The following is a 22120-nucleotide window of genomic DNA, read 5'->3' as shown; positions in this document are numbered from 1 at the left end:
CACAGTTTGCGCTGCCCGGTTTTACAATGTTTCGAGTCAGAGCTCTGACCCCGGTTGTAGGAACTTGACTCAGGTGATGAGAACTCCGGGCGCAGTGCGGCAATCGCCAGAGCAGGGGATATAATTCGCGCATGAACGCTCCCATTTCCACGCACCGCCCGATCCAGGCCCTCCCCGACCAGCTGATTTCGCAAATTGCCGCCGGCGAGGTGGTCGAGCGACCGTCCGCCGTGGTCAAGGAGTTGCTCGAAAACGCGCTCGACGCCGGCGCCACCCAGATCACCGTGCGCCTGGAAGAAGGCGGCGTCAAGCGTATCGCCATCACCGATAACGGCCGCGGCATCGCCCCCGACCAGCTGCCGCTCGCCCTGGCCCGCCATGCCACTTCCAAGATCGCGTCCCTGACCGACCTCGAAAACGTGGCCACCCTCGGCTTTCGCGGCGAGGCGCTCGCGTCCATCGCGGCCGTGGCCGCCGTTTCGGTCACCTCGCGCACCGCCGATGCGCCCCATGCCTGGGAAATCGTCGGCTCCCATCACGGCACCGTCGCCCCGTCGTCCGGCGCGCACGGCACCACCATCGATGTCCAGGACCTGTACTTCAATACGCCGGCGCGGCGCAAGTTCCTCAAATCGGAACAGACCGAATACGGCCACTGCGCGGAAGTGGTGCGGCGCATCGCCCTGGCCCGCCCGGACGTGGCCTTTTCGCTGTCGCATAACGGCCGCACCATCGATCACTGGAACGTGAGCGAGATGGCGCGCCGCAGCGCCCATATCCTCGGCAGCGATTTTGCCGAGGCGCGCCTGGCCATCGACGAATCGGCCGGCCCCCTGCGCGTGCACGGCTACGCCGGTCTGCCGACCGCCTCCAAGGCGCGCGCCGATGGCCAGTTCTTCTACGTGAACGGGCGCTACGTGCGCGACAAGCTGCTGGTGCACGCGGTGCGCGCCGCCTACCAGGATGTGCTGCACGGCGACCGCTTCCCTTCGTACGTGCTGGCGCTCGACCTCGACCCTTCGCTGGTCGACGTCAACGTGCACCCGTCCAAGATCGAAGTGCGCTTTCGCGACAGCCGCGCGGTGCACCAGTTCGTGTTCCACGCGGTCCAGCGCACGCTGGCAAAAACCTCGGCCACGGACCACGGCAGCGTGCCGGCGCCGCAGATGGCGGCCGACGTGGGCGGCACGTCGTCGTGGCGCCGCGAGCATGAGCAGACCAGTTTCGGCGCCCAGCTCTCGGCCACCTATTCGCCCTCGCCCTACCCGCCCGGCAGCCGCTACGACAGCCCCGGCGTGGCGCAGACCATGGACAGCTACGGCGCACTGTTCGCCGGCAGCGCCGATGCGGCCTCCGCGCCCGTCACGCCCTACACCGCGCCGGCGCAGAGCATGTCGAACGATGAATATCCGCTCGGCTTCGCCCTGGCCCAGCTGCACGGTATCTACATCCTGGCCCAGAACACCAAGGGCCTGGTACTGGTCGATATGCACGCCGCGCACGAACGCATTTTGTACGAGCAGCTGAAAAACGCGCTCGACGCGCAGGTCGGCGGCCAGGAGTTGCAGGTCCAGGCCCTGCTGATCCCGGTGACCTTCTTCGCCGACGCCGTGGAAGTGGGCACCGCCCAGGAAAACCGCGAGACCTTGCAGGCGCTCGGCTTCGACATCGCGGCGCTGTCGCCCACCACGCTGGCGGTGCGCTCGGTACCGGCCCTGCTCAAGAACGCCGACGCCCAGACGTTGGCGCGCGACGTACTGCGCGATGTACGCGAATTCGGCGGCTCGCGCGTGCTGATCGAGCGCCGCAACGAGCTGCTCGGCACCCTGGCCTGCCACACGGCGGTGCGCGCCAACCGCATCCTGAACCAGCCCGAAATGAACGCCCTGCTGCGCCAGATGGAAAGCACCGAACGCGCCGACCAGTGCAACCACGGGCGCCCGACCTGGGTGCAGCTCGATATCTCATCGCTCGACAAGCTGTTCCTGCGCGGTCAATGACGATGCGCCAGACCGACACCACGGCCCCGCTGGCGCAGTACGCGCATGCGCCCATCCTCCTGCTGATCATCGGCTTCCTGATGCTGCAGCCGCTGTCCACCGATTTGTACCTGGCGTCGCTTCCGAGCCTGGCGACCGGCTTCGGCGCGCCCGCCGCCACCGTGCAACTGACGCTGTCGATGTTCGTGATCGGCTTCGGCGGCGCGCAGTTGGTCATCGGCCCGCTGTCGGACCGCTTCGGACGCCGTCCCGTGCTGATTTGGGGCTTGTCGCTGTACGTGGTGGCCAGCCTGCTGTGCGCCGCGGCGCCGAATATCGCTCTGCTGATCGTGGCGCGCTTCCTGCAGGCGCTGGGCTGCTGCTCGGCCGTGATCGTGGCACGCGCCATCGTGCGCGATGCGTATGCGCCGGCCGACAGCGTGCGCGTGATCGCGCGCGCCAGTTCGTGGCTTTCGCTGGCGCCCCTCACCGGCCCCATTCTGGGCTCCTACCTGCAGGTGGCCTTCGGCTGGCGCGCCGCGTTCGTGGCGCTGTCGATCCTGTCGGCGCTGCTGCTGGCGGCGGTGGTGCTGCGCCTGCCCGAGACCAATGTGCATAAAAACCCCAAGGCGACCGAGTTCAGTGGCCTGGCGGCGAATTACCGGCTGGTGCTCGGTTCGCGCGAATTCTGGGCCCATGCGCTGCCCGGCGCGCTGTCGTTCGGATCGATCTTCGCCTTCATCTCGGGCTCCTCGCTGGTGCTGATCCGCGTGCTGGGGGTGCCGACCGAGTGGTTCGGCTACTGCTTCGCGGTCGGCGTGTCCGGCTACCTGACCGGCACCATCGTGTGCCGCCGCCTGCTGCCGCTGTTCGGCGCGGCCGTCACGCTGCGCATGGGCAGCACCATGTCGCTGGCCGCCGGCGCGGTGTTTTTGGCCGCCGTCGGCGCGGGCCTGGCGCATTGGGGCGTGGTGGTGCTGGCCATGTTCATGACGATGGGCGCGCACGGCATCAATTTTCCGGTGTCGCAATCGGGTTCGGTGTCGCCCTTCCCGCAGCAAGCCGGCACCGCCGCCGGTTTGATGGGCGCTTTATATATGAGCGTGGCGTTCGGCGTGGGCACCGCCGTCGGCGCGACCTTCGACGGCACCCTGTATCCGCTGGCGCTCATTTCGTGCGCACTTGGCCTGGCCGTGTTTGCGTCGGTGCGCGTGACCGCCACCCCAATTGCGAGGGCTACGCCATGACCATGAAGCCATTGGCCGTTGCCATCATGGGCCCGACCGCGTCGGGCAAGACCGCCGCCGCGCTGGCGATTGCAAGCGTCATCCCCGCCGAGATCATCTCGGTCGATTCAGCGCTGGTGTACCGCGAGATGGATATCGGCACCGCCAAGCCCACGCCCGAGGAACTGGCCAGCGCGCCGCACCACCTGATCGACATCATCGACCCGACCGAATCGTACTCGGTGGCCCAGTTCCGCGACGATACGCTGCGCCTGGTGGCCGACATCAGCGCGCGCGGCAAACTGGCGCTGCTGGTCGGCGGGACCATGATGTACTTCAAGGGCCTGGCCGACGGCCTGGACGACCTGCCGGTGGCCGATCCGGCCCTGCGCGTGCAGCTCGATGCCGAAGCGGCCGTCATCGGCTGGCCCGGCATGCACGACAAGCTGCGCGCGCTCGACCCGGAAACGGCCAACCGCCTCGCGCCCAACGACGCCCAGCGCATCAACCGCGCGCTTGAAATCATCGCCCTCTCGGGTAAGCCGATGTCGGAACTGCTGGCCAAACGGGAAAAAACCGCGCTTCCGTTCGATCTGCTGTCGTTCGGGCTGGAGCCGTCGGACCGCGGCGTGCTCCACGCACGCATCGCCACCCGCTTCGACCAGATGCTGGGCGCGCGCGACGACGCCGGCATCGTGGCCGAAGTGGCCGGCCTGCGCGCGCGCGGCGACCTGCATCCGGGCTTGCCGTCGATGCGCTGCGTGGGTTATCGCCAGGCGTGGGATTATCTCGATGGCAAGATCGACCGCGCCGCCCTGCGCGACACCGGCATCATCGCCACCCGTCAGCTGGCCAAGCGCCAGCTGACCTGGCTGCGCTCGATGCCGGAGCGGGTGGTGATTGATTGTCTTAGTGATAACCCTGCCGGGCAGATGATGGACTTGATTGCGGCCCGGCAGCAAAAATAATCAGACGGCCTTGACACGCAAAAAGCAGATCTCTATAATCTTGGTCTGTCGGGTGATATAGCTCAGTTGGTTAGAGCACAGCATTCATAATGCTGGGGTCGGTGGTTCAAGTCCACCTATCACCACCACGAACACGGCAAATAACGATTTGCCTTAAAACCCCTGAGACTTCAACCGCTCAGGGGTTTTTTTACGTTGGCTCCCCCGGCGGCATCCTGACTCCCTAAGTAAAATTCATGGGCCCGCCCTGGCTGTCGATGATGGCGCTCAGGCGCGCCAGGGCGGCGGCGTCGCCCACGAACACGTACAGCACCGGGTCGGTGCCGTCGATCGGCATGCACAGGGCTTCGGTACGGTTATGGTCGAGCACATTGAGCGCGGCGGTTTGCAGGTCGCGCATCAACTTTTTATTGCGCGCATCAAAAAAATCGTTCATGGGCAGCTCCTTGGCAGGTGATCTCATCTCCTTGGACGCCGCCGGGCGCCATCTGGTTCAGTGCGGCGCTCGCTTTTTTCCATCAGCTCGCTTAAATCGAGGGCATGGGCAAGCGCGCGGTAGCCGGCGTCACCCGGATGCAGATGGTCGCCCGAGTCGTATTCGGCGCGCATGCGCGTGGGCCGCGCCGGATCGCGCAGCACCGCATCGGCATCGAACACCGCATCAAATTCGCCGCCGCTGACGATCCAGCGGTTCACGCGCTCGCGCACCGCTTCCTTGGCCGGGCTGTAATGGCCTTCGAAGGGCGTGCCGGCCAGTGCGCCCTCGAACGGGATGAGCGTGGCGCCGACGATGCGCACATTGTGGGCGCGGGCACGGGCGATCAGCTGGCGCAAGGCGCTGATGACCTGCTCCGCGCTCATGGCCGCGTCGTGCGGCGCGAACGGGCTGCCGGGCCAGCCGATGTCGTTAATGCCCATCATGACGATCACGCTGGCCACGCCCGGCTGCGCCAGCACATCCTGGCCGAAGCGCGCCAGCGCATTGGCGCCCATGCGGTCGCCCAGCAGGCGCGCGCCGGAGATGCCGGCATTGACCACGCCCACGCCGGCCGGCGCCAGGCGCTGCGCCAGCACGTCGGTCCAGCGCCGGTCCTGGTCGGGCGAGGAGCCATTGCCATCGGTGATCGAGTCGCCCAGCACCACCACGCTGCGCGCAGCGGCGGGCGCCTCGACCAGCACCGCGTTCAGAAACGCGCGGCCGGCGAAGCGCGTGGCCGCTGGCAGGTCGGCCGCCGCGGTGGCATTGCCGCGCACCAGATACGGCGTTTGCTGCGCACCCCAGTGAAAGGTCGATACCGGCGTCGGCGCCGGGTAGTAGGTGGTGATGGCCAGCCGGGCCAGCGCGCCGGCGGGCAGGTCGACCGGATCGCTGACCAGCACCGCACCGGGCGCCGCGCTGGCGTGCACACTGCCGCCAAAGGTCACTGCGCGGCGGCTGCCGGCCACCACCGCGGCGCCCTCGCCGGCCAGGCCGACCCGCATCTGGCCCACTTGCAGCGGCGTGGCGCCATAACGGTTCGACAGCACGATGCGCAGGCGCCGCCCACCCACGCTCAGCCGCACCACGTCGCGCACCGACTGCTGCTCGAACGATGCCGGCACGCCGACCGGCAGGATGAAGCTGTCGTCCCAGCGCGCCTGGGGACTGGCGCCCCAACTGGCGACCCAGCGCGTTGGACTTGCGGCCGCAGCCTGCACGCACAACATGAACAGCACCGGCAATATTCGCAATGGCGACATGGTATTTCCCCTTTGAGTGAAGTAGGCGCTCAAGGTAGGCCATTCCGTTGCGTGCTGGTAGACCAGCAAATCGACTATCATTCATTCCAATATGGAATAAGGAGCGACGATGGATACCCTGCGCCTGATGCACCTGTTCACCCGCACGGTCGACCTGGGCAGCCTGTCGGCGGTGGCACGGGAAGCCGGTACCACGCAGCCGACGGTGAGCAAGGCGATCAACGCGCTGGAGGCGCATCTGGGCGTGCGCCTGCTCGAACGCAGCACCACCGGCCTGCTGGCGACGGCCGAAGGATTGCGCTTTCACGAACGCGCGCGGCGCCTGCTCGACGAGTACGAAGACGCGCTGGCGGACGTGCGCGGCCACGCGCGGCAGGCGCAGGGCCTGCTGCGCGTGAACGCACCGGTGGCGCTTGGTCAGTTTCATCTGAACGCGCTGGCGCAGGAATTCCTGGCGCTGCATCCCGACATTGAGATCGAACTCATTCTCGACGACCGCTTCGTCGACCTGGTCGGCGATGGCGTGGACGTGGCCGTGCGCCTGGGCGGCCCGCTGCCGCCCGATGCCGTGGCACGCACGATTGCGGCGTCCCCACGCTCGTTGGTGGCGGCGCCGTCGTATCTGGCGCGGCACGCTCGCATCAAGCGGCCGGACGACTTGGCGCGGCACGATTTCATCCGCTTCGCGTGGCTGGCCGCGGGCGACGAGATGGCACTGCAGCGCGGTGCGGAAATGGTGAAGGTGACGACACGCGGGCGCTATCGGGTCAATAACGCGCTGGCGATTCGCGACAGCCTGCTGGCCGGCGCCGGGATCGGCCTGTGCCCGCACTGGCTGGTGCATGACCTGGTGCAGGCGGGCCAGCTGGCGCGCGTGCTGCCGGCGTGGAGCGGCACGCCGCAGCACGTGGCGCTGGTGTATCCGTCCAGACGCTACCAGCCGGCGCGCGCACGCCTGTTCATGGACTTCCTGGCGCAGCGCATCGGCGCCCTGCCGGGATGGACGGCGACGATCGACCGCTAGCGCTTACTCGGGCTGGCCGACATCGACATCGTCGCTCAGGGTGAAGTCGCCGTGCTCGCGCGCGGCCAGCAGGTCCTGCGCCTGCTGCAGGTACTCTTCGGGCGCCAGCACGCGCACGCCGCCCATGGCGGGCAGCAGGAACTGGTCGGCCTGGGCGTGATTGACGTCGGCCACCACCGCGGGAATGCCGGAAGCGACCAGGAAGCTGCGGGCCAGATGCGCTTCGGTCGGCGTGAAGAATTTCGCGACGATGAGCAGGTCGCGCCCCGGAATCGCTTCTGCTTCGGCCGTTTCGTCCGCAGGGAAGGAGTCGGGGCCGTTCAGGGTATCTTGCATAGTGCCTCCGCATGGTGTTTGACTGTCACGATCTTACTCCTGATCGCCGCCGGCGCCGGTTAATCCGGCCACACAAGCGCAACATCCGGTCAAATGACTCCCTGGGCGGCCAGGTTGGCAATCGCGGCGTCATCCCAGCCCCAGTCCATCAGCACCGCCGCGCTGTGCTGGCCGGGGTACGCAGGCGCACCGCTCAGCTCCGGCACGGTGCGCGAAAAGCGCGGCGCCGGCGCCGGCTGCATGACGCCGTCGACCTCGACGAAAGTGGCGCGGGCGGCATTGTGCGGATGCAGGGGCGCTTCGTCCAGGTCGAGCACGGGCGCGAAGCAGGCGTCGGTCCCTTCCATCAGCGCGCACCACTCGTCGCGCGTGCGCCGCGCGAACAGCGCCGCCATTTTGCCGCTCAGGGCGGGCCAGCTGGCCGGGTCCATCTGGGCATCGAAAGCCGGATCGTCCACCCCGGCGAGCTTGAGCAGCAGCGCGTAGAACTGCGGTTCGATCGCGCCCACCGACACGAATTTGCCGTCGGCGCAGGCGTAGGTGTCGTAGAAATGGGCGCCGCCGTCGAGCAGGTTGGCTTCGCGCCCGGTGCTCCAGCCGCCCTGCGCGCGCAAGCCGTACATCATGGCGCCCAGGAGCGCGGCGCCGTCGGTCATGGCGGCGTCGATCACCTGGCCCTTGCCCGAGGTGCGCGCTTCCAGAACGGCGCAGACCACGCCGAAGGCGAGCATCATCCCTCCCCCGCCGAAGTCGCCCACCAGGTTCAGGGGCGGTGCCGGCGGCGCATCGGCGCGGCCCATCGCGTGCAGCATGCCGCTCAGGGCGATGTAATTGATGTCGTGCCCCGCCGCCTGCGCCAGCGGGCCGGCCTGGCCCCAGCCGGTGACGCGCCCGTACACCAGCGCGGCGTTGCGCGCCAGGCAGGCGTCGGGGCCCAGGCCGAGCCGCTCCATCACGCCGGGGCGAAAGCCTTCGAGCACCACGTCGGCTTTTGCGATCAGCTCCAGCGCGATCGCCTGCGCGGCCGGCTGCTTGAGGTCCAGCGCCAGCGAACGCCGTCCGCGCGCCAGCACGTCGTACTTCGTGCCCAGCATGGGGAACGGGGTCGCCGCGCCGGGCGTGCTCTTGCGCTCGATGCGGATCACTTGCGCCCCCATGTCGGCCAACATCATGGCGGCGAACGGACAGGGTCCGAGGCCGGCCATTTCAATCACTTTGATTCCTGCCAGCGGTCCTGCCATAGTGGTGCGCTCCTAAAGTGAACGGGCGATGATTTCCTTCATGATCTCATTGGCGCCGCCGTAGATGCGCTGCACCCGTGCGTCCACGTACATCTGGGCGATGGGGTATTCGAGCATGTAGCCATAACCGCCAAAGAGCTGCACGCACTGGTCGATCACCTTGCATTGCAGGTCCGAGATCCAGTATTTGGCCATGGAGGCGGTCACCGTGTCCATCTTGCCTTTGATGGTCTCGTCGATGCAGCGGTCGATGAAGATGCGCGCAATCGTGGCCTCGGTCTTGATTTCGGCCAGTACGAAGCGCGTGTTCTGCATGTCGATCAGCGCCTGGCCGAAGGCGCGCCGCTCGCGCGTGTAGTCGATCGTCAGGCGCAGCGCGCGTTCGATCGCGGCCACGCCGGCCACGCCGAGGATGGTGCGTTCGTACGGCAGCTCGGTCATCAGCTGGGCGAAACCCTGGCCCTCGGCGCCGCCCAGCACATTGTCCAGCGCCACATGGGCGTTATCAAAAAACAGCTCGCACGTGTCCTGGCCCTTTTGTCCGACCTTCTCGAGAATGCGGCCGACGCGAAAGCCCGGGTTATCCTTCGTTTCCATCAGCAGCAGCGAGACGCCCTTGGCGCCTGCGTCGGCATTGGTCTTGACCACCACCACGACCAGATCGGCCAGGTAGCCGTTCGAGATGAAGGTCTTGGAGCCGTTCACCTGGTAGCCATCGGGCGTCTTGACGGCCGTGGTGCGGATGCCTTTCAGGTCGGAGCCGGCGCCCGGTTCGGACATGGCGATCGCCGCCACCATCTCGCCGCTGGCCAGCCTGGGCAGGTACTTGAGCTTTTGCGCTTCGGTGCCCTGGTTAAGCAGGTAATGGGCGACGATGGCGTGCACGTGGATGCCGAAGGCCATGTCGCCACAATAGCCCAGTTCCTCGAACACGATGGCCTGGTGCGCGAAACTGCCGCCGGAGCCGCCGTATTGCTCGGGAATGTCGGCGCACAGGATGCCCATGGCCCCGCCCTTGTTCCACAGGTCGCGGTCGACGTGCTGCTGCTCGCGCCAGCGCTGCTGGTGCGGCGCGACTTCGCTGGCCACGAAGCGCCGTACGGCGTCGCGAAAGCCTTCCAGTTCAGGCGTCATCCAGGACGAGGTGCCGCAAATGTTCATATCCATCATGCGGCCCGGTACATGGTGACCACGCAGGCGCCGCCCAGGCCCAGGTTGTGCTGCAGCGCGACGCGGGCGCCGTCGACCTGGCGCGCGCCGGCGCTGCCGCGCAGCTGGTGGGTCAGCTCGTAGCACTGGGCCAGGCCGGTGGCGCCGAGCGGGTGCCCTTTCGAGAGCAGGCCGCCGGACGGATTGGTGACGACCTTGCCGCCGTAGGTGTTGTCGCCATCGTTGATGAATTTGTCGGCGCCGCCCTCGGGGCACAGGCCCAGCGCTTCGTAGGTGATCAGCTCATTGTGGGCGAAGCAGTCGTGCAGCTCGACGACATCGAGATCGCCCGGGCCGATGCCGGCCTGCGCGTACACCTTGTCGGCGGCGGCGCGGCTCATGTCGTAGCCGACCAGGCGCATCATGTCGCCCGACTCGAACGTGCTGGCGCGGTCGGTGGTCATGGCTTGCGCGGCGATGTACACGTCGGCCTTCAGCCCACGCTTTTTCGCGAAGTCTTCCGATACCAGCACCGCGGCCGCGGCGCCGCAGGTCGGCGGGCAGGCCATCAGGCGCGTCATCACGCCCGGCCAGATCATCGGCGCATCGAGCACGTCCTGGGGTGTGACTTCCTTGCGAAACAGCGCCAGCGGATTGTTCGCGGCGTGGCGGCTGGCCTTGGCGCGGATTTTGGCAAAGGCGTCGAACGGGGTGCCGTATTTTTTCATGTGGGCCAGGCCGGCGCCGCCAAAGTAACGCAGCGCCAGCGGAATGTCGGGCATGCCGACCAGTTCATCGGTGACGGCGTCGAACGGCTCGAACGGGCTGGGACGGTCGGCGAACACGGAACCGAGCGCGCCCGGGCTCATTTGCTCGAAGCCGAGTACCAGCACGCATTCGGCGGCGCCGCTGGCGATGGCCTGGCGCGCCAAGAACAGGGCGGTCGATCCGGTCGAGCAGTTGTTATTGACGTTGACGATCGGGATGCCGCTCATGCCGACCTGGTACAGCGCCTTCTGGCCGCTGGTCGAGTCGCCGTACACGTAGCCGGCGTAGGCCTGCTCGATGTCGTCGTAGGCCACGCCGGCGTCATCGAGCGCCTGGCGCGCGGCCAGGGCGCCCATCTGGTCGTACGGGGCGCTGGCGCCCGGCTTGGCGAAGGGGATCATGCCCACGCCAGTGACAAAAACGTTGCGGCTCATGCGCGTCTCCTGAGATATTGTATGAACTAGGTCGCTCGACCTAGTGCGCCGATTATAGGTCAGCCGACCTGCTTTGCATAGCGCCATGCGATAATCCGGCTCATGTCCAGTCATCTCGCCAGCGCCCTCAAAAACAAAGCCTCCGTCACCACCGAAAAAGGGTTGGGACGGGCCCACGACATTCTGCGCGCGGCGCGCACCCTGCTGGCGGCAGAGGGCTATGCCGGGCTGTCGATGCGCCGGGTGGCACTGGAGGTGGGCATCAGCCTGTCGAACGTGCAGCACTACTATCAGAGCAAGGATGCGCTGCTCGAAGCGCTGCTGCTCTATACGATGGACCTGTTCCAGTCGAAGATGGATTCGATTTCGGCGGCCATGACGAGCGCTTCGCGCCTGGACCAGTTCCTGTCGACCTGCGACATGTTCCTCGACGAGATCACCGACCCGGTGACGCATGCGATCTTCTTCGAAATCTGGGCCCTGGCGTCGCGCAACCCCTTCGCATCGAGCCTGATGGATACCATGATGGCGCGCGAGCGCAAGGCCATCTTCAAGCTCATTCGCGGTCTCAATCCCGCCATCGGCGACGACGAATACCGCCAGCGCGCCATCCTGATGGTGGCGCAGATCGAGGGCCTGATGCTGTTCCGGCTCGATAAAACCGGGCGCCGCGCCGAATTCCTGGCGGTGCGCGCCTCGGTGCGCAAGGTGCTGCTGGTATTGGCCACGGTGCCGTAGGCGTCTTTACAAGACCATGTAACCTATACTGGGGGCTCCGCCGATTGCGAGGAGAGCGTCCGTATGCACCACAACATCAGTCTGATCACCACCATCGCCGCCGCACTTGGCTTCGGTCTCATATTCGGCATGATCGCCGTGCGCTTCAAATTGCCGGCGCTGGTCGGCTACCTGGCCGCCGGGATCGTGATCGGACCGGCCACGCCGGGCTTCGTTGCCGATGTGGTGCTGGCCGGGCAGCTGGCCGAAATCGGCGTGATGCTGCTGATGTTCGGGGTCGGGCTGCACTTCTCGCTGGACGACCTGATGGAAGTGCGCGGTATCGCCCTGCCCGGGGCGGTGCTGCAGATCGGCGCGGCCACCGGCATGGGGATCGGCATGGCGTCCCTGTGGGGCTGGAGCCTGGGCGCTGGCCTGGTGTTCGGGCTGGCGCTGTCGGTGGCCAGCACGGTGGTGCTGCTGCGGGCGCTGGAGGACCTGGGCATACTCGATTCGATCAACGGCCGCATCGCGGTCGGCTGGCTGGTGGTCGAGGATCTGGTGACGGTGCTGATGCTGGTGATGCTGCCGGCGCTGGCCGGAATACTGGGCGGCGCGACCGGGGACAGTGCCGCAGCGGGGACGAACATCTGGAAAACGCTGGCCATCACGCTGGGCCAGGTGGCGGCCTTCATTGTCTTCATGCTGGTAGTCGGGCGCAAGCTGTTCCCGTGGTTCTTGTGGCGCGTGGCGCGCACCGGTTCGCGCGAACTGTTTACGCTGGCCGTCGTGGCCACCGCGGTGGGCATCGCCTACGGCTCGTCGGAACTGTTTGGCGTCTCGTTCGCGCTGGGCGCGTTCTTTGCCGGGATGGTGCTGCGCGAGTCGCCCCTGAGCCACCGCGCTGCCGAAGAGTCGCTGCCGCTGCGCGATGCGTTTTCGGTGCTGTTTTTCGTCTCGGTCGGGATGCTGGCCGATCCGATGGTGCTGGTCGAGAGCCCGCTGCGGGTGCTGGCGGTGGTCGGTGTGATCATGTTCGGCAAGTCGCTGGTGGCGTTTGCGCTGGTGATCGCGCTGCGCTATCCGCTCAATACGGCGCTGACGGTGTCGGCCAGCCTGGCGCAGATCGGCGAGTTCTCGTTCATCCTGGCGGCGCTGGGGATGTCGCTCGGGCTGCTGCCGAAAGAAGGCCAGAGTCTGATCCTGGCCGGGGCGATCATCTCGATCGCGCTCAATCCCCTGCTGTTCAAGACGATCGAGCCGCTGCAGCGCTGGCTGCGCAGCAAGTCCGATGCGGCGCGCAAGCTGGAACGCTCGACCGATCCGCTGGCCGAGCTGCCGATGTCGGTGCCGCAGGAGCGCTTGAGCGGGCAAGTGGTGCTGGTCGGGTACGGGCGGGTCGGACGCATGATCGCCGATGCGCTCATGGCGCAGGGCGTGCATATCGTGGTGGCGGAGCAGAACCGCGAGCTGGTCGACCAGCTGCGCAGGCGCGATATCGCGGCGGTGGTGGGCAATGCGGCGGAACCGGCGGTGCTGATCCAGGCGCATATCGCGCGCGCGGCTTTGCTGGTGATCGCCACGCCCGATACCTTCCATGTGCGCGCCATGATCGAAACGGCGCGTGCGCTCAATCCGGGGATTCGTACGCTGGTGCGCACGCATAACGAGGAAGAGGCGGAGTTGCTGCGCAAGGAAACCGGCAGCCAGGTATTCGTTGGGGAGAGGGAGCTGGCGCGCAGCATGGCCGAGCAGATCAGCGTGGATCTGGCGGCGGTGAAGCCGGGGCATGGGGGGCATTAATCCCACCACCCACGTCGTTCCCGCGCAGGTCCCAGTTTCCAAGAAACTCCTCGAATTCCGTGGAACAAGGCAAGTCCCGGGGTAAATGCCGATAACGCAAGCTTCGTCATTCCCGCGCCAAGGCGGCACTCGGCGGGAATCCAAGTTTCAATGAGCCGCCTGCAACTGCGCTACGGAATTGGATTCCCGCCGAGTGCCGCCTTGGCGCGGGAAAGACGGTCTTGAAGTCTTTGGTCAGAAACCGCTGAACCTAACGCCATCGAGTCGAAACGCCAGTTCCTGGATAGGCGGGAACCCAAGTTATCTGAGCCGTTGGCGACGTTACTAACTTGGGTTCCCGCCGAGTGCCGCCTTGGCGCGGGAACGACGGTTTACTGGTTGGTGGTATTAAACCGCGGCAGCCTCGGTACACAGCTTCAGATTACCCAAACGCTGGCTGGCGACGTGAAAGGCCAGCAGATCGCGGCGCTCTTCCAGCAGCGCGAACACGGCATCCTTCGACAGCACGTATTGGTCGAGCAAGATATCCTTGATCGACTCGATCACGGCCTTGTAATCGCGGATCGCGCCCAAGGTGTAGCTGTACAATTCGTCCGACTTCTCTTCCACCTGGCGGATCGTGTGCTCGCCGCTGCCTTCGTTCTTCAACTGCGTGTAGTCGATCTTCGAGCGCGAATACATGGACAGGCGGTTGACCATCAGGTTGAGCATCTTGGTCGCTTTTTCGATATCGTTCTGGCTGCCCACGGAAATTCCGCGCGCCCCGTAAAACAGCTCCTCGGCCGCCACGCCGCCGTACAGCTGGATCACGTCCTGCTCCAGTTCTTCGAGCGTACGCAGCGACACATCATCGCCCGACTGCAGCACATACCCCAGCGCGCCGAGCTTGGACACCGACTCGGTACTGATCTTGAGCAGGTGCGATTTTTCCTTGACCTCGGCCAAGGTCATGCCCTGGCGCAGATACGGATCGATCTGCATGAAGAAGTGCCCCAGTTCGTGCAGCGCCACGCGCTCGCGCTGCTTGTGCTTTTCGGCCGTGGTGGCGCGGTCGGTCAGGCCCAGCGTGGCGCGTTCAAAAGCGCGGAACATCAGATCGGTGTTGATGATCGCCTTTTCCTGGATCGAGATCATGCTGGCGCGTTCGACCACGGTTTCCAGCAGCGCGGGACTGAGGTTGGCGGTCATTTCGGCGACCTGGCCCAGATCGAGGTCGTTCCAGTCGACCAGGCCATCCTTTTTGCGGCCCAAGAAGTTCTTGAGCAGCGCACCGCGCTCGCCCTTGTTCGGCAGGCGGAAGTTGATCTTGACCGAGAAGCGGCGCAGCATCGCTTCATCCATCTCGACCGAGGCGTCGTCGAAGTTCGAGGCCACCACCCAGATCACGCCGGCGCCCTTGTCGCTCTTGACGCCGTCGAGCAGCCCCAAAAGCGTGTTGGCGGTGTCGTCTTCCCACTTCTTCTCGCCGCGGCCGCGCGGCATGAACAGGGTTTGCGCTTCGTCCAGGAAGATGATGCAGCTGCCGCGCGCACAAGCCTTGCGGTACAGCGCATTGAGCGCCTTGGAGCCGCCGCCCACGTAGCCCGATTCGAGCGCCGAGCCGGAGGCCTGGATCAGCGGCACATTGAGTTTCTTGGCCAGGTAGCCAACCAGCTTGGTCTTGCCGGTGCCGGCGGGACCGGTCAGCATCACGTTGAACGGCTTGTCGATGTTGTGCGACTTGTATTCGCTGCGGTTGCGGATCATGTCTTCGAGGTGCAGCACTTCCTGCTTGATGTCGTCCATGCCGATCAGGTCATCCATGCTGCCTTTGAGCTTGTCGGGCATGATGACGGCGGCGCTCATGCCCATGCCGGGGATGCCGAACTTGATCGCGTAGAGAATCAGGAGGATCAGGAAGATATCGAGCGCGTGGCGCTTGAGGAAGGCGAGCGCTTCGGCGCTGGCGACGTTCTGGCCTTCGTCGAGCAGGACCGCCTTGTGCGAGGCCAGGTAGTCTTCCTTGGCGATCGAATACGGAATGGCGTTCTTGAGCAGCACTTCGCGCTCCAGGCTCAGGTGCGAGGTGCTCGGCACCTTGATCACGTGCAGCTGGGGCGCATCCTTGAACTTGAAGATGTAGCGCGGCGACTCCGACAGCGGCTTGGCGACCATCAGGTATTCCAGCTTGTCTTTCTGCGAGGCCAGCGCGGTGATGCGCGAAATGTCCTGCGAATGGACCAGCGGGCTGGTGTCCTGCTCGACGTCGGCGTTGTAGATGGCCAAACCGACAAGCAGGACGAACAGGAGTCCGGCGCCGATGCGCACGTAGACATTCTTGAGGGCGAGCTGGAGCTTGGCAAGATTGGGCATGTGGTTACTCTATGAATGGTGGCTGCGGACGGAATTACTATGCAAACATCGTTTCCTGCCGCGCGATGGTAAGGAGCGGCAGTGACAGCGACGTTCGATATCTGGACCATGAGAATTTCCGCAAACCATGTGGCCAATCGATGTCGCCTGACGGTACAGCTGCACGCCGGGCAACGTGGCACCGACATGCTCCTTTGCCATCAATTTAATGCCTGATGGCAACAGGGATAGGGGAACTATACCGCCAAAAAAAAGCCAGGTATACCTTGAACTGCTGAAAAAATTTTGCGACGCAACACCTCTGATCAACTCGACAATGCGTCTTGTGATGGACCTGACAAACATCAAGGCGCGCCCGGGGAATATACGTATGTTCGTAACATTTCGTATCAGCCCTTGATGGTAAATCGCGATCATTAGATGATCCTTAAAACCCACGAATGGATTAGTGACATGCGTCGACTCTTCGCTTACTTCGCCGGCCTGTTCGGCGCCCGCCCCCTTGTCGACGACGACCACCTTACCGGGGCGGTCGATTTGTCCGATGCCGCTTACTGCCTGGGATTGCTGTCGCGCGACAGCGAGCCGTAACTCCACGTCAACCCTCGTGTCTTTTTAACAGTTTCCTTGCATTTTGCCGCAGTGCAGCATTTACCGAGAAATGTTAATTCCTCTGGTCAATAAAACATCAAAAAAACGACGTTTATAGCGGAATGGCTTGGAAATCGGTGGTGAGCGTGGTTAAATACATAGCCCGATGATTCGCATTTACTGCTCATCTGGTTGCAATGCAGCATGAGTAATCCTGCGCTTGCGAAAACCAAAAAGAAGAGGAAACACCGTGAAAAAATACGCAGTCGCAGCAGCTTTCATGCTCGCCCTGGTCGCTACCGCACCGGCGAGCGCTATCGAAGTCGTGGACAATCCACAGGCGGCAGCCGCCCAGATGGATTCCCACCCTCAGATGAGCGCCATGGACATGGCCGCGATGCCTGCCCCACAGATGTCGGAATTGCCCGAGCCTGAAGTGTTCGCGATGATGCTGCTGGGTCTGGTACTGATCGGCTACCGCGCGCGCCGCGAAAGTGGCGAGAAGTTCCGCTAATCAAAGAATTGCACGAAAAAAAACCCGCCGCGTGCGGGATTTTTTTTACCTGCCCCAGCTGTTCAATCCTTGACGCTGCCGGCGCACAGCGCCTGGAGCTTGCACACCGTATTCCAGTTGCGCGATGTCATGCCATCGCCCAGCAGCTTGCCCATCGCCACGGCGATCTTGCTGTCGAGCACCCCAGCGGGACACCACAGGTAAGCGGCCAGGTCCGCCACGGCCAGTTGCTCCGGGGCCCAGTCCAGCGCCGCCAGCGGCGCCAGCAAGGCCGGCGCGCCCGGGTCGCTGAACACGAATACCAGCAGGCGCGCATGGTCGTTCGCCACCGGCAGCAGCGGATTGGCGGCGACGATACGGTCGAGCTGGTCGCTGACGAGCACCATCACCCTTGCCGCCACGCCCAGCTTGACCACCAGCGCATCCTGGATCAGGGCCGCCAGCGCCGCCGGCGCCTGGCGCGGGGCGTTGAACACCACATTGCCGCTATTGAGCAGGGTGCGCACCTCGGTGCAGCCCAATTCGCCGACGAGCTGGCGCAGGTCGGCCATGGCGATGCGCTTGGCGCGGCCGACGTTGATGCCGCGCAGCAGGGCAATATAGCGTTGCCGGGTCATGACTTACTTGAGCAAGCCTTCGTCGCGCAGCGCCTGCTGCACCATGGGACGCTCGCCCACGCGCTTGTGGAACGCTTGCAGCAGCGGAAAGGCCGAGAGGTCGAACTTGACGATATTCGCCCAGTTCAGCACGGTAAACAGATAGGCATCGGCCACCGTGAACTGGGCGCCGGTCAAGTACTCGCGCCCGTCGAGCATGCGTTCGACATAGCCGAAGCGCAAGGTCAGGTTGGCGCGCGCATAGCTGGTCAGTTCTTCGCCCGCGTTGGGACGGAACAGCGGGCTGAAGTTCTTGTGCAGCTCGGTCGAAATGAAATTGAGCCACTCGACCAGCACGTAGCGTTCCGGGGTGCCGGCGGCCGGCGCCAGCTTTTTCTCGGGAGCGAGGTCAGCCAGGTACTGGACGATGGCCGGGCCTTCGGTCAGCAGCATGCCCTGGGCGGTGTCGAGGGCGGGCACGTATCCCTTGGGATTGATGGCGCTGAAGTCGGCCCCGCTGGCAGTGACCTTCTTTCTCAAGTCGACGCTTTCGGTCGTGAATGCCAGCCCTGCTTCGAGCAGGACGATGTGGGGAGAGAGGGAGCAGGCACCGGGACTGAAGTACAGTTTCATAATGGTCCTTTGAGAGGCAAATGGGCGCAGCCAGCATGCTAGGCGCGGGGATGAGGGCGGCACCCGGCAAGGGCACGGCCAAAGAATGGCAAGCGTACAATAAAACGAGCGCTCGCGCTTGGGCACGCGCAAGGGTGGCGCACAGGGCGTGCTACGGCACAGGCGGCGCTCATCGGCAGGAACCGGCTGTCAAGCCTGTACACCCGGCCCCGCCGGAATGGTTTCGGCATTGGCCCCATCCTCGGCCTTGGCACCGGCTCTGGTCTCGGCCGCGCCATCGACCGGCGTCACGCGCGGGATGCGCAGGGTGAAATGGGTGCCCTGCCCCAGGGTGCTGCTCACGGCGATGGTGCCGATGAACTGCTTGACGATCAGGTTGTATACGATATTGAGGCCCAGCCCGGTGCCGCCCTGGCCGCGCCGGGTGGTGAAAAACGGGTCGAAGATGCGGTCGAGCGCCTCCGGGGCGATGCCCCTGCCGTCATCCTTGACGTGCAATTCGACCACGTCGCCGTCGAGGCGGGCGCTGATCATGATCTCGCCGGCGGTATCGACCTCGAACGCGTGCTCCACGCAATTGAGGGTCAGGTTGGTGATGACCTGGGCGAATGCGCCCGGATAGCTGTCGAGCACGATCTCTTCGGGGCAATTGAGCACCAGCGTGATCGGGGTTTTCTTGAGCTTGGGCTGCAGGCTGGAGACAATTTCTTCGATGTATTCGTGCAGGCCGAAGGGGCGGCGCGCCTCGCTGGTCTGGTCGACCGCGATCTGCTTGAAGCTGTGGATCAGGTGCGCCGCGCGGTAGCAATTGTTCATGATCAGGCGCGCGCTTTCGCTGGCCGTTTCGACGTAGCGCAGGATATCCGACTTTTTCAGGCCGGCGCCGTTGACGGCAACTTCCAGCTCGTCGGTGGCAGCCTTGAGCACCGAGGCGCTGGTCAGGGCGATGCCGACCGGGGTGTTGATTTCGTGCGCGACCCCGGCCACCAGGCTGCCGAGCGAGGCGAGCCGTTCAGCCTGGAGCAGGGATTCCTGGGTCTGGCGCAAGTCCTGCAGCGCCTGGGCGGTCTGCTGGGCCGAGCGGCGCGCCGCATCCTCGGCTTCGCGGATGCGGCCGATGGTCGATTTCAGGCGGCGCTGGATCTGGTTGAAGCCGCGGATCACGTCGCCGAGCTCGTCGCGCCGGTTCTCGGGCAATTCCTCGACGTCGTCGCTGCCGCGCGTGGCCAGGTCGAACAGGCCGTCGCGCAATTGCTTGAGCGGCTCGAACACCACCCGCAGCGACAGCGCCAGCGCCGCCACCAGGATCAGGTCGAGCACCAGCACGTCGATCACCTTGCGCATCAGCTCGGACGCGAGGGTCTGGTCGATCTGGGCGCGGCTGAAATTGATCACCACCCGCCCTACCGACACCGGCTTGATCGAGGCGCTGGCCGAGCCGCCCTCAAGGAACACCAGCGGGGCGTCGACCGCCTGGCCGCCCGGCTCCGGGGCGCGCTCGACCGCCACCAGCTTGCCGTCCGGCGCGCGCACCTTGCCCGCAAACAGGCCGACCGAACTGTCGTAGACGCGGATCGACACCACCTCGGGCGGCAGCATTTCGGCCTCGACGATGCTGTCGACCTTGGATTTGTCCAGGTCCCACAGGGCCGATGGCAGACTGATCTGCAAACGCGTGATCACGCCCTTGCGCAAGCGCTGGTTGCTTTCTTCCAGCGCCTTGCCCAGCGAATACTGGGTAAAGCTGCCGGAAATGCTCAGCACCAGGGTGACGATCACCACGAAGAGCAGTTTCAGCCGGCTTTGAATACTGAACATCCGATTCCTCCCGATCACCAGCGTACGCGCGCGATGCATCTCCGAATGTACGGTAAGCCCTTCCCCTTGGCAAGAAATTGAGTTGCGTACCTGTGCAAACTAAGGTTTTTGCGTGGCGCACAGCCCGGATCAGCAATGGTAAGATCGTAGCATTACGAGGGAGGATGCCTATGAGCGCAGCTTACCAGCACCTGGCCCTGGCCGAAGTGGAGCCGGGAATGGTTTTGTCCGACGACCTGCTCGACCGCCAGGGGCAAGTCCTTCTGCCCAAGGGCGCCATCCTGACCGACCGCACCATCGCCTTGCTGCCGAGCCACGGCATCGATGCCGTGCCCGTGCTGCGCAGCGGCGCGGCGGCGCCGGTCGCGGCCGCGCCGCGTTCCGCGTCCGACCTGGCGGCCAGCGCGAAGCGCCTGGCCACGCTGTTTCGCAAGCACCAGCCGGAAGACACGCACGACTGGGCCACCAGCGCCCTGCGCCGCTACGTGGAAGATTACCGCGCCGCGCGCGAGGTCGCCTTGTGAGCGCCATCGTGCTCGACGACGTGCTGCGCCGCCTGGCCGACCTGCCCTCGCTGCCGGCGGTGGTGATGGAACTGCTCACCAGCATCGACCAGGAAGACATCGACATCACGGTGCTGGCCAGGAAAGTCTCGCACGACCAGGCCCTCACGGCCAAGACCCTGCGCCTGGCCAATTCCTCGCTGTACGGCTTGCAGGTGCGCGTGACCACCATCCAGCAGGCGATTACCTACCTCGGCTTCCAGACCACGCGCAACCTGATCACGGCCTCGGCCCTGACCGGCTGCTTTGCCGAGGGCCGCTGCCCCGCCTTCGACCACAAGGCGTTCTGGCGCCACTCGATCGGCACCGCCTGCTGTGCCAAGGTGCTGGCGCGGCGCGTGCGGTTCAACCAGGATTACGCCTTCACGGCCGGGCTGCTGCACGACATCGGGCGCCTGGTACTGGTGAGCAGCTACCCGGATTTGTATCAGCAGGTCATGCAGTTCCGCGCGGTCAACGACGTGTATGTGCAGGATGCAGAGATGGCGGTACTAGGTGTAGACCATGTGCTGGCCGGCGTGGCGCTGGCCGAGCACTGGAATTTTTCGGATACGATGAAGATGGCGATCGCCTTCCATCATGATCCCGGCGCGCCTGATGCAGGCTTGCTGGCCACTATCGTACATGTGGCCAACGCCGTCGTGCATGCGCTCGACCTGGGGCGCGAAGACGACGATCTGGTGCCCGCGGTGTCGCCGGTCGCATGGACCGCATTGGGACTGAACGAAGAATGCTACCTGCAAGTGTTCCGCGAAACCGAACTGCAGTACGAAGAAATCACGATGATCCTGATGGGCTGACCGACCCGCCTCTGCGTGCAGAGGCGGAATCAGGCGCCCCGTTCCGCTGGCAAGACAGCTGAAACCGCCATGCCGGAGGACTTAGTGCGCATAGTTTCCGGACGTCGAGGCGTCTGGTGGCGTGCTTTTTTCCTCGGTCGCCTTTGGACGGCCTTGGGCATCGGACAGGCGATACTTGGTGCGGCGGTCGCCCATCAGGTCGCGCAGGTCGCGAATGCTCATGCCGGTCACTTCGTGCATGCGGATCAGGAGCGAGGCGCCAACCGGCAGACGGTGGTGGCGGATCTTGCTGATGACCGGTGGCGCGACTTCGAGCATGCGCGACAGCGCAGCATCGTTTTTCAGCTGCATCTTGCCAAGCAGAATGTCGAGCAGGTGGTTGGGGTTATAACTTTCCTGTGATGCCAGAGCATGGTGTGCCATGATTTACCTCGTGGTGAGTGGTTGAAATAATGCCGTTACGAACTATGTTAAAGACCCATACGCGTCTTAATAAGTTCCCGGAAAATCGCCCTTGAGCGTGATTAAACAGAATAAATCTGATAACTGGCTTAAAAGCACGTTCCCGGATCGTATGCGCTCTGCGCTACTCACTTCCAACGCACTTGAATTGCAAACTAATTATGAGACTCATATGCCTTTAGTACAACTTACCCGCGCATAGGTGTCATTGTTTGAAATCAAGGTATCCGCCGGAAAGCTTGTCACATAGTCATTTCAACACATGGGGATAAATTGTGGCGCACGCAAGAACATTTCTTGTGCTCAGTCCGTTGTTAGAATTCCGTCGGAACTCATTGATTTACAAGAAGAAATAGGTAGTGTGCAATGAAGCAATTGTGAAAGATTATTGTGCGAAACTTTTCTC

The 22120-nt window shown here is 64.6% G+C and carries 21 protein-coding genes and 1 tRNA gene; 11 read left to right on the top strand and 11 right to left on the bottom strand.

All coding sequences use genetic code 11. From position 1 onward, the window contains the following. Positions 1–131: 131 nt before the first annotated feature. From mutL to CR152_RS12835, 4 genes are all read left to right on the top strand, one after another. Positions 132–2000, top strand: a complete 1869-nt coding sequence (gene mutL / locus CR152_RS12850) for a DNA mismatch repair endonuclease MutL (RefSeq protein ID WP_099875252.1) — start codon at positions 132–134, stop codon at positions 1998–2000. Then, positions 1997–3226 (top strand): multidrug effflux MFS transporter, encoded by a 1230-nt coding sequence (locus tag CR152_RS12845; RefSeq protein WP_099875251.1) that lies wholly within the window; start codon positions 1997–1999, stop codon positions 3224–3226. The genes mutL and CR152_RS12845 overlap by 4 nt, the downstream gene beginning before the upstream one ends. After that, entirely contained in the window at positions 3223–4173 is a 951-nt protein-coding gene (miaA, locus tag CR152_RS12840) for a tRNA (adenosine(37)-N6)-dimethylallyltransferase MiaA (protein WP_099875250.1), read from the top strand. Before CR152_RS12845 ends, miaA begins: the two co-directional genes overlap by 4 nt. 51 nt (positions 4174–4224) lie before the next feature. Next, positions 4225–4301, top strand: a tRNA-Met gene (locus CR152_RS12835). A gap of 95 nt (positions 4302–4396) precedes the next feature. Here the strand turns inward: CR152_RS12835 and CR152_RS12830 are convergent. Then, positions 4397–4609: a hypothetical protein gene (locus CR152_RS12830; RefSeq protein ID WP_099875249.1), complete on the bottom strand. Its 213-nt coding sequence runs from the start codon at positions 4607–4609 to the stop codon at positions 4397–4399. Positions 4610–4632: 23 nt separating this feature from the next. After that, the gene (locus CR152_RS12825) at positions 4633–5913 is read right to left on the bottom strand and encodes an SGNH/GDSL hydrolase family protein (RefSeq protein ID WP_099875248.1); all 1281 of its coding nucleotides are present in this window, start codon (positions 5911–5913) and stop codon (positions 4633–4635) included. Between the two features lie 109 nt (positions 5914–6022). On the opposite strand from CR152_RS12825, the gene CR152_RS12820 reads away from it, so the two are divergent. Continuing rightward, entirely contained in the window at positions 6023–6937 is a 915-nt protein-coding gene (locus CR152_RS12820; protein WP_099875247.1) for a LysR family transcriptional regulator, read from the top strand. 3 nt (positions 6938–6940) lie between these two features. On the opposite strand, the gene CR152_RS12815 is transcribed toward CR152_RS12820, so the two are convergent. From CR152_RS12815 to CR152_RS12800, 4 genes are all read right to left on the bottom strand, one after another. Then, positions 6941–7273, bottom strand: coding sequence for a putative signal transducing protein (locus CR152_RS12815; protein WP_157778461.1), 333 nt, complete (start codon positions 7271–7273; stop codon positions 6941–6943). Between the two features lie 89 nt (positions 7274–7362). After that, positions 7363–8514 (bottom strand): CaiB/BaiF CoA transferase family protein, encoded by a 1152-nt coding sequence (locus tag CR152_RS12810; protein WP_099875246.1) that lies wholly within the window; start codon positions 8512–8514, stop codon positions 7363–7365. 12 nt (positions 8515–8526) lie between these two features. Continuing rightward, positions 8527–9681: an acyl-CoA dehydrogenase family protein gene (locus tag CR152_RS12805; RefSeq protein ID WP_099875245.1), complete on the bottom strand. Its 1155-nt coding sequence runs from the start codon at positions 9679–9681 to the stop codon at positions 8527–8529. Next, positions 9681–10865 carry a lipid-transfer protein gene (locus CR152_RS12800; protein ID WP_099875244.1) on the bottom strand — a complete coding sequence of 395 codons (1185 nt, stop codon included), beginning with the start codon at positions 10863–10865 and terminating at the stop codon, positions 9681–9683. Before CR152_RS12800 ends, CR152_RS12805 begins: the two co-directional genes overlap by 1 nt. A 102-nt stretch (positions 10866–10967) precedes the next feature. On the opposite strand from CR152_RS12800, the gene CR152_RS12795 reads away from it, so the two are divergent. Then, the gene (locus CR152_RS12795; protein WP_099875243.1) at positions 10968–11603 is read left to right on the top strand and encodes a TetR/AcrR family transcriptional regulator; all 636 of its coding nucleotides are present in this window, start codon (positions 10968–10970) and stop codon (positions 11601–11603) included. Between the two features lie 63 nt (positions 11604–11666). Beyond that, entirely contained in the window at positions 11667–13385 is a 1719-nt protein-coding gene (locus CR152_RS12790) for a cation:proton antiporter domain-containing protein (RefSeq protein WP_099875242.1), read from the top strand. 387 nt (positions 13386–13772) lie between these two features. Here the strand turns inward: CR152_RS12790 and CR152_RS12785 are convergent, their stop codons facing one another. Next, positions 13773–15737: an AAA family ATPase gene (locus CR152_RS12785; RefSeq protein WP_099875241.1), complete on the bottom strand. Its 1965-nt coding sequence runs from the start codon at positions 15735–15737 to the stop codon at positions 13773–13775. Positions 15738–16190: 453 nt separating this feature from the next. Here CR152_RS12785 and CR152_RS32890 point away from each other — a divergent pair, with 453 nt between their 5' ends. Next, a complete protein-coding gene (locus CR152_RS32890; RefSeq protein ID WP_157778460.1) occupies positions 16191–16328 on the top strand; it encodes a hypothetical protein in 138 nt (45 codons plus the stop codon). A 250-nt stretch (positions 16329–16578) separates the two neighbouring features. Beyond that, positions 16579–16842, top strand: a complete 264-nt coding sequence (locus tag CR152_RS12780; protein ID WP_099875240.1) for a PEP-CTERM sorting domain-containing protein — start codon at positions 16579–16581, stop codon at positions 16840–16842. 62 nt (positions 16843–16904) lie between these two features. Here CR152_RS12780 and CR152_RS12775 read toward each other — a convergent pair whose 3' ends face one another. From CR152_RS12775 to CR152_RS12765, 3 genes are all read right to left on the bottom strand, one after another. Next, positions 16905–17459 carry a DUF1697 domain-containing protein gene (locus CR152_RS12775; RefSeq protein ID WP_099875239.1) on the bottom strand — a complete coding sequence of 185 codons (555 nt, stop codon included), beginning with the start codon at positions 17457–17459 and terminating at the stop codon, positions 16905–16907. Positions 17460–17462: 3 nt separating this feature from the next. Continuing rightward, a complete protein-coding gene (gstA, locus tag CR152_RS12770; protein WP_099875238.1) occupies positions 17463–18071 on the bottom strand; it encodes a glutathione transferase GstA in 609 nt (202 codons plus the stop codon). Between the two features lie 189 nt (positions 18072–18260). Then, entirely contained in the window at positions 18261–19889 is a 1629-nt protein-coding gene (locus CR152_RS12765; RefSeq protein ID WP_099875237.1) for a sensor histidine kinase, read from the bottom strand. 170 nt (positions 19890–20059) lie between these two features. Between CR152_RS12765 and CR152_RS12760 the strand changes: the two genes are divergently transcribed. Then, entirely contained in the window at positions 20060–20413 is a 354-nt protein-coding gene (locus tag CR152_RS12760; RefSeq protein ID WP_099875236.1) for a hypothetical protein, read from the top strand. Then, on the top strand, positions 20410–21252 hold the full coding sequence (locus CR152_RS12755; RefSeq protein WP_099875235.1) for an HDOD domain-containing protein: 843 nt from the start codon (positions 20410–20412) through the stop codon (positions 21250–21252). The genes CR152_RS12760 and CR152_RS12755 overlap by 4 nt, the downstream gene beginning before the upstream one ends. 81 nt (positions 21253–21333) lie before the next feature. Here CR152_RS12755 and CR152_RS12750 read toward each other — a convergent pair whose 3' ends face one another. Further along, a complete protein-coding gene (locus CR152_RS12750) occupies positions 21334–21675 on the bottom strand; it encodes a hypothetical protein (protein WP_099875234.1) in 342 nt (113 codons plus the stop codon). Positions 21676–22120 lie beyond the last annotated feature (445 nt).

This window comes from Massilia violaceinigra (genome assembly GCF_002752675.1).
GTDB lineage: Bacteria > Pseudomonadota > Gammaproteobacteria > Burkholderiales > Burkholderiaceae_D > Telluria_A > Telluria_A violaceinigra.
The sequence above is the reverse complement of the archived record's forward strand: the minus strand, read 5'-3'. Positions and strand labels throughout refer to the sequence as shown.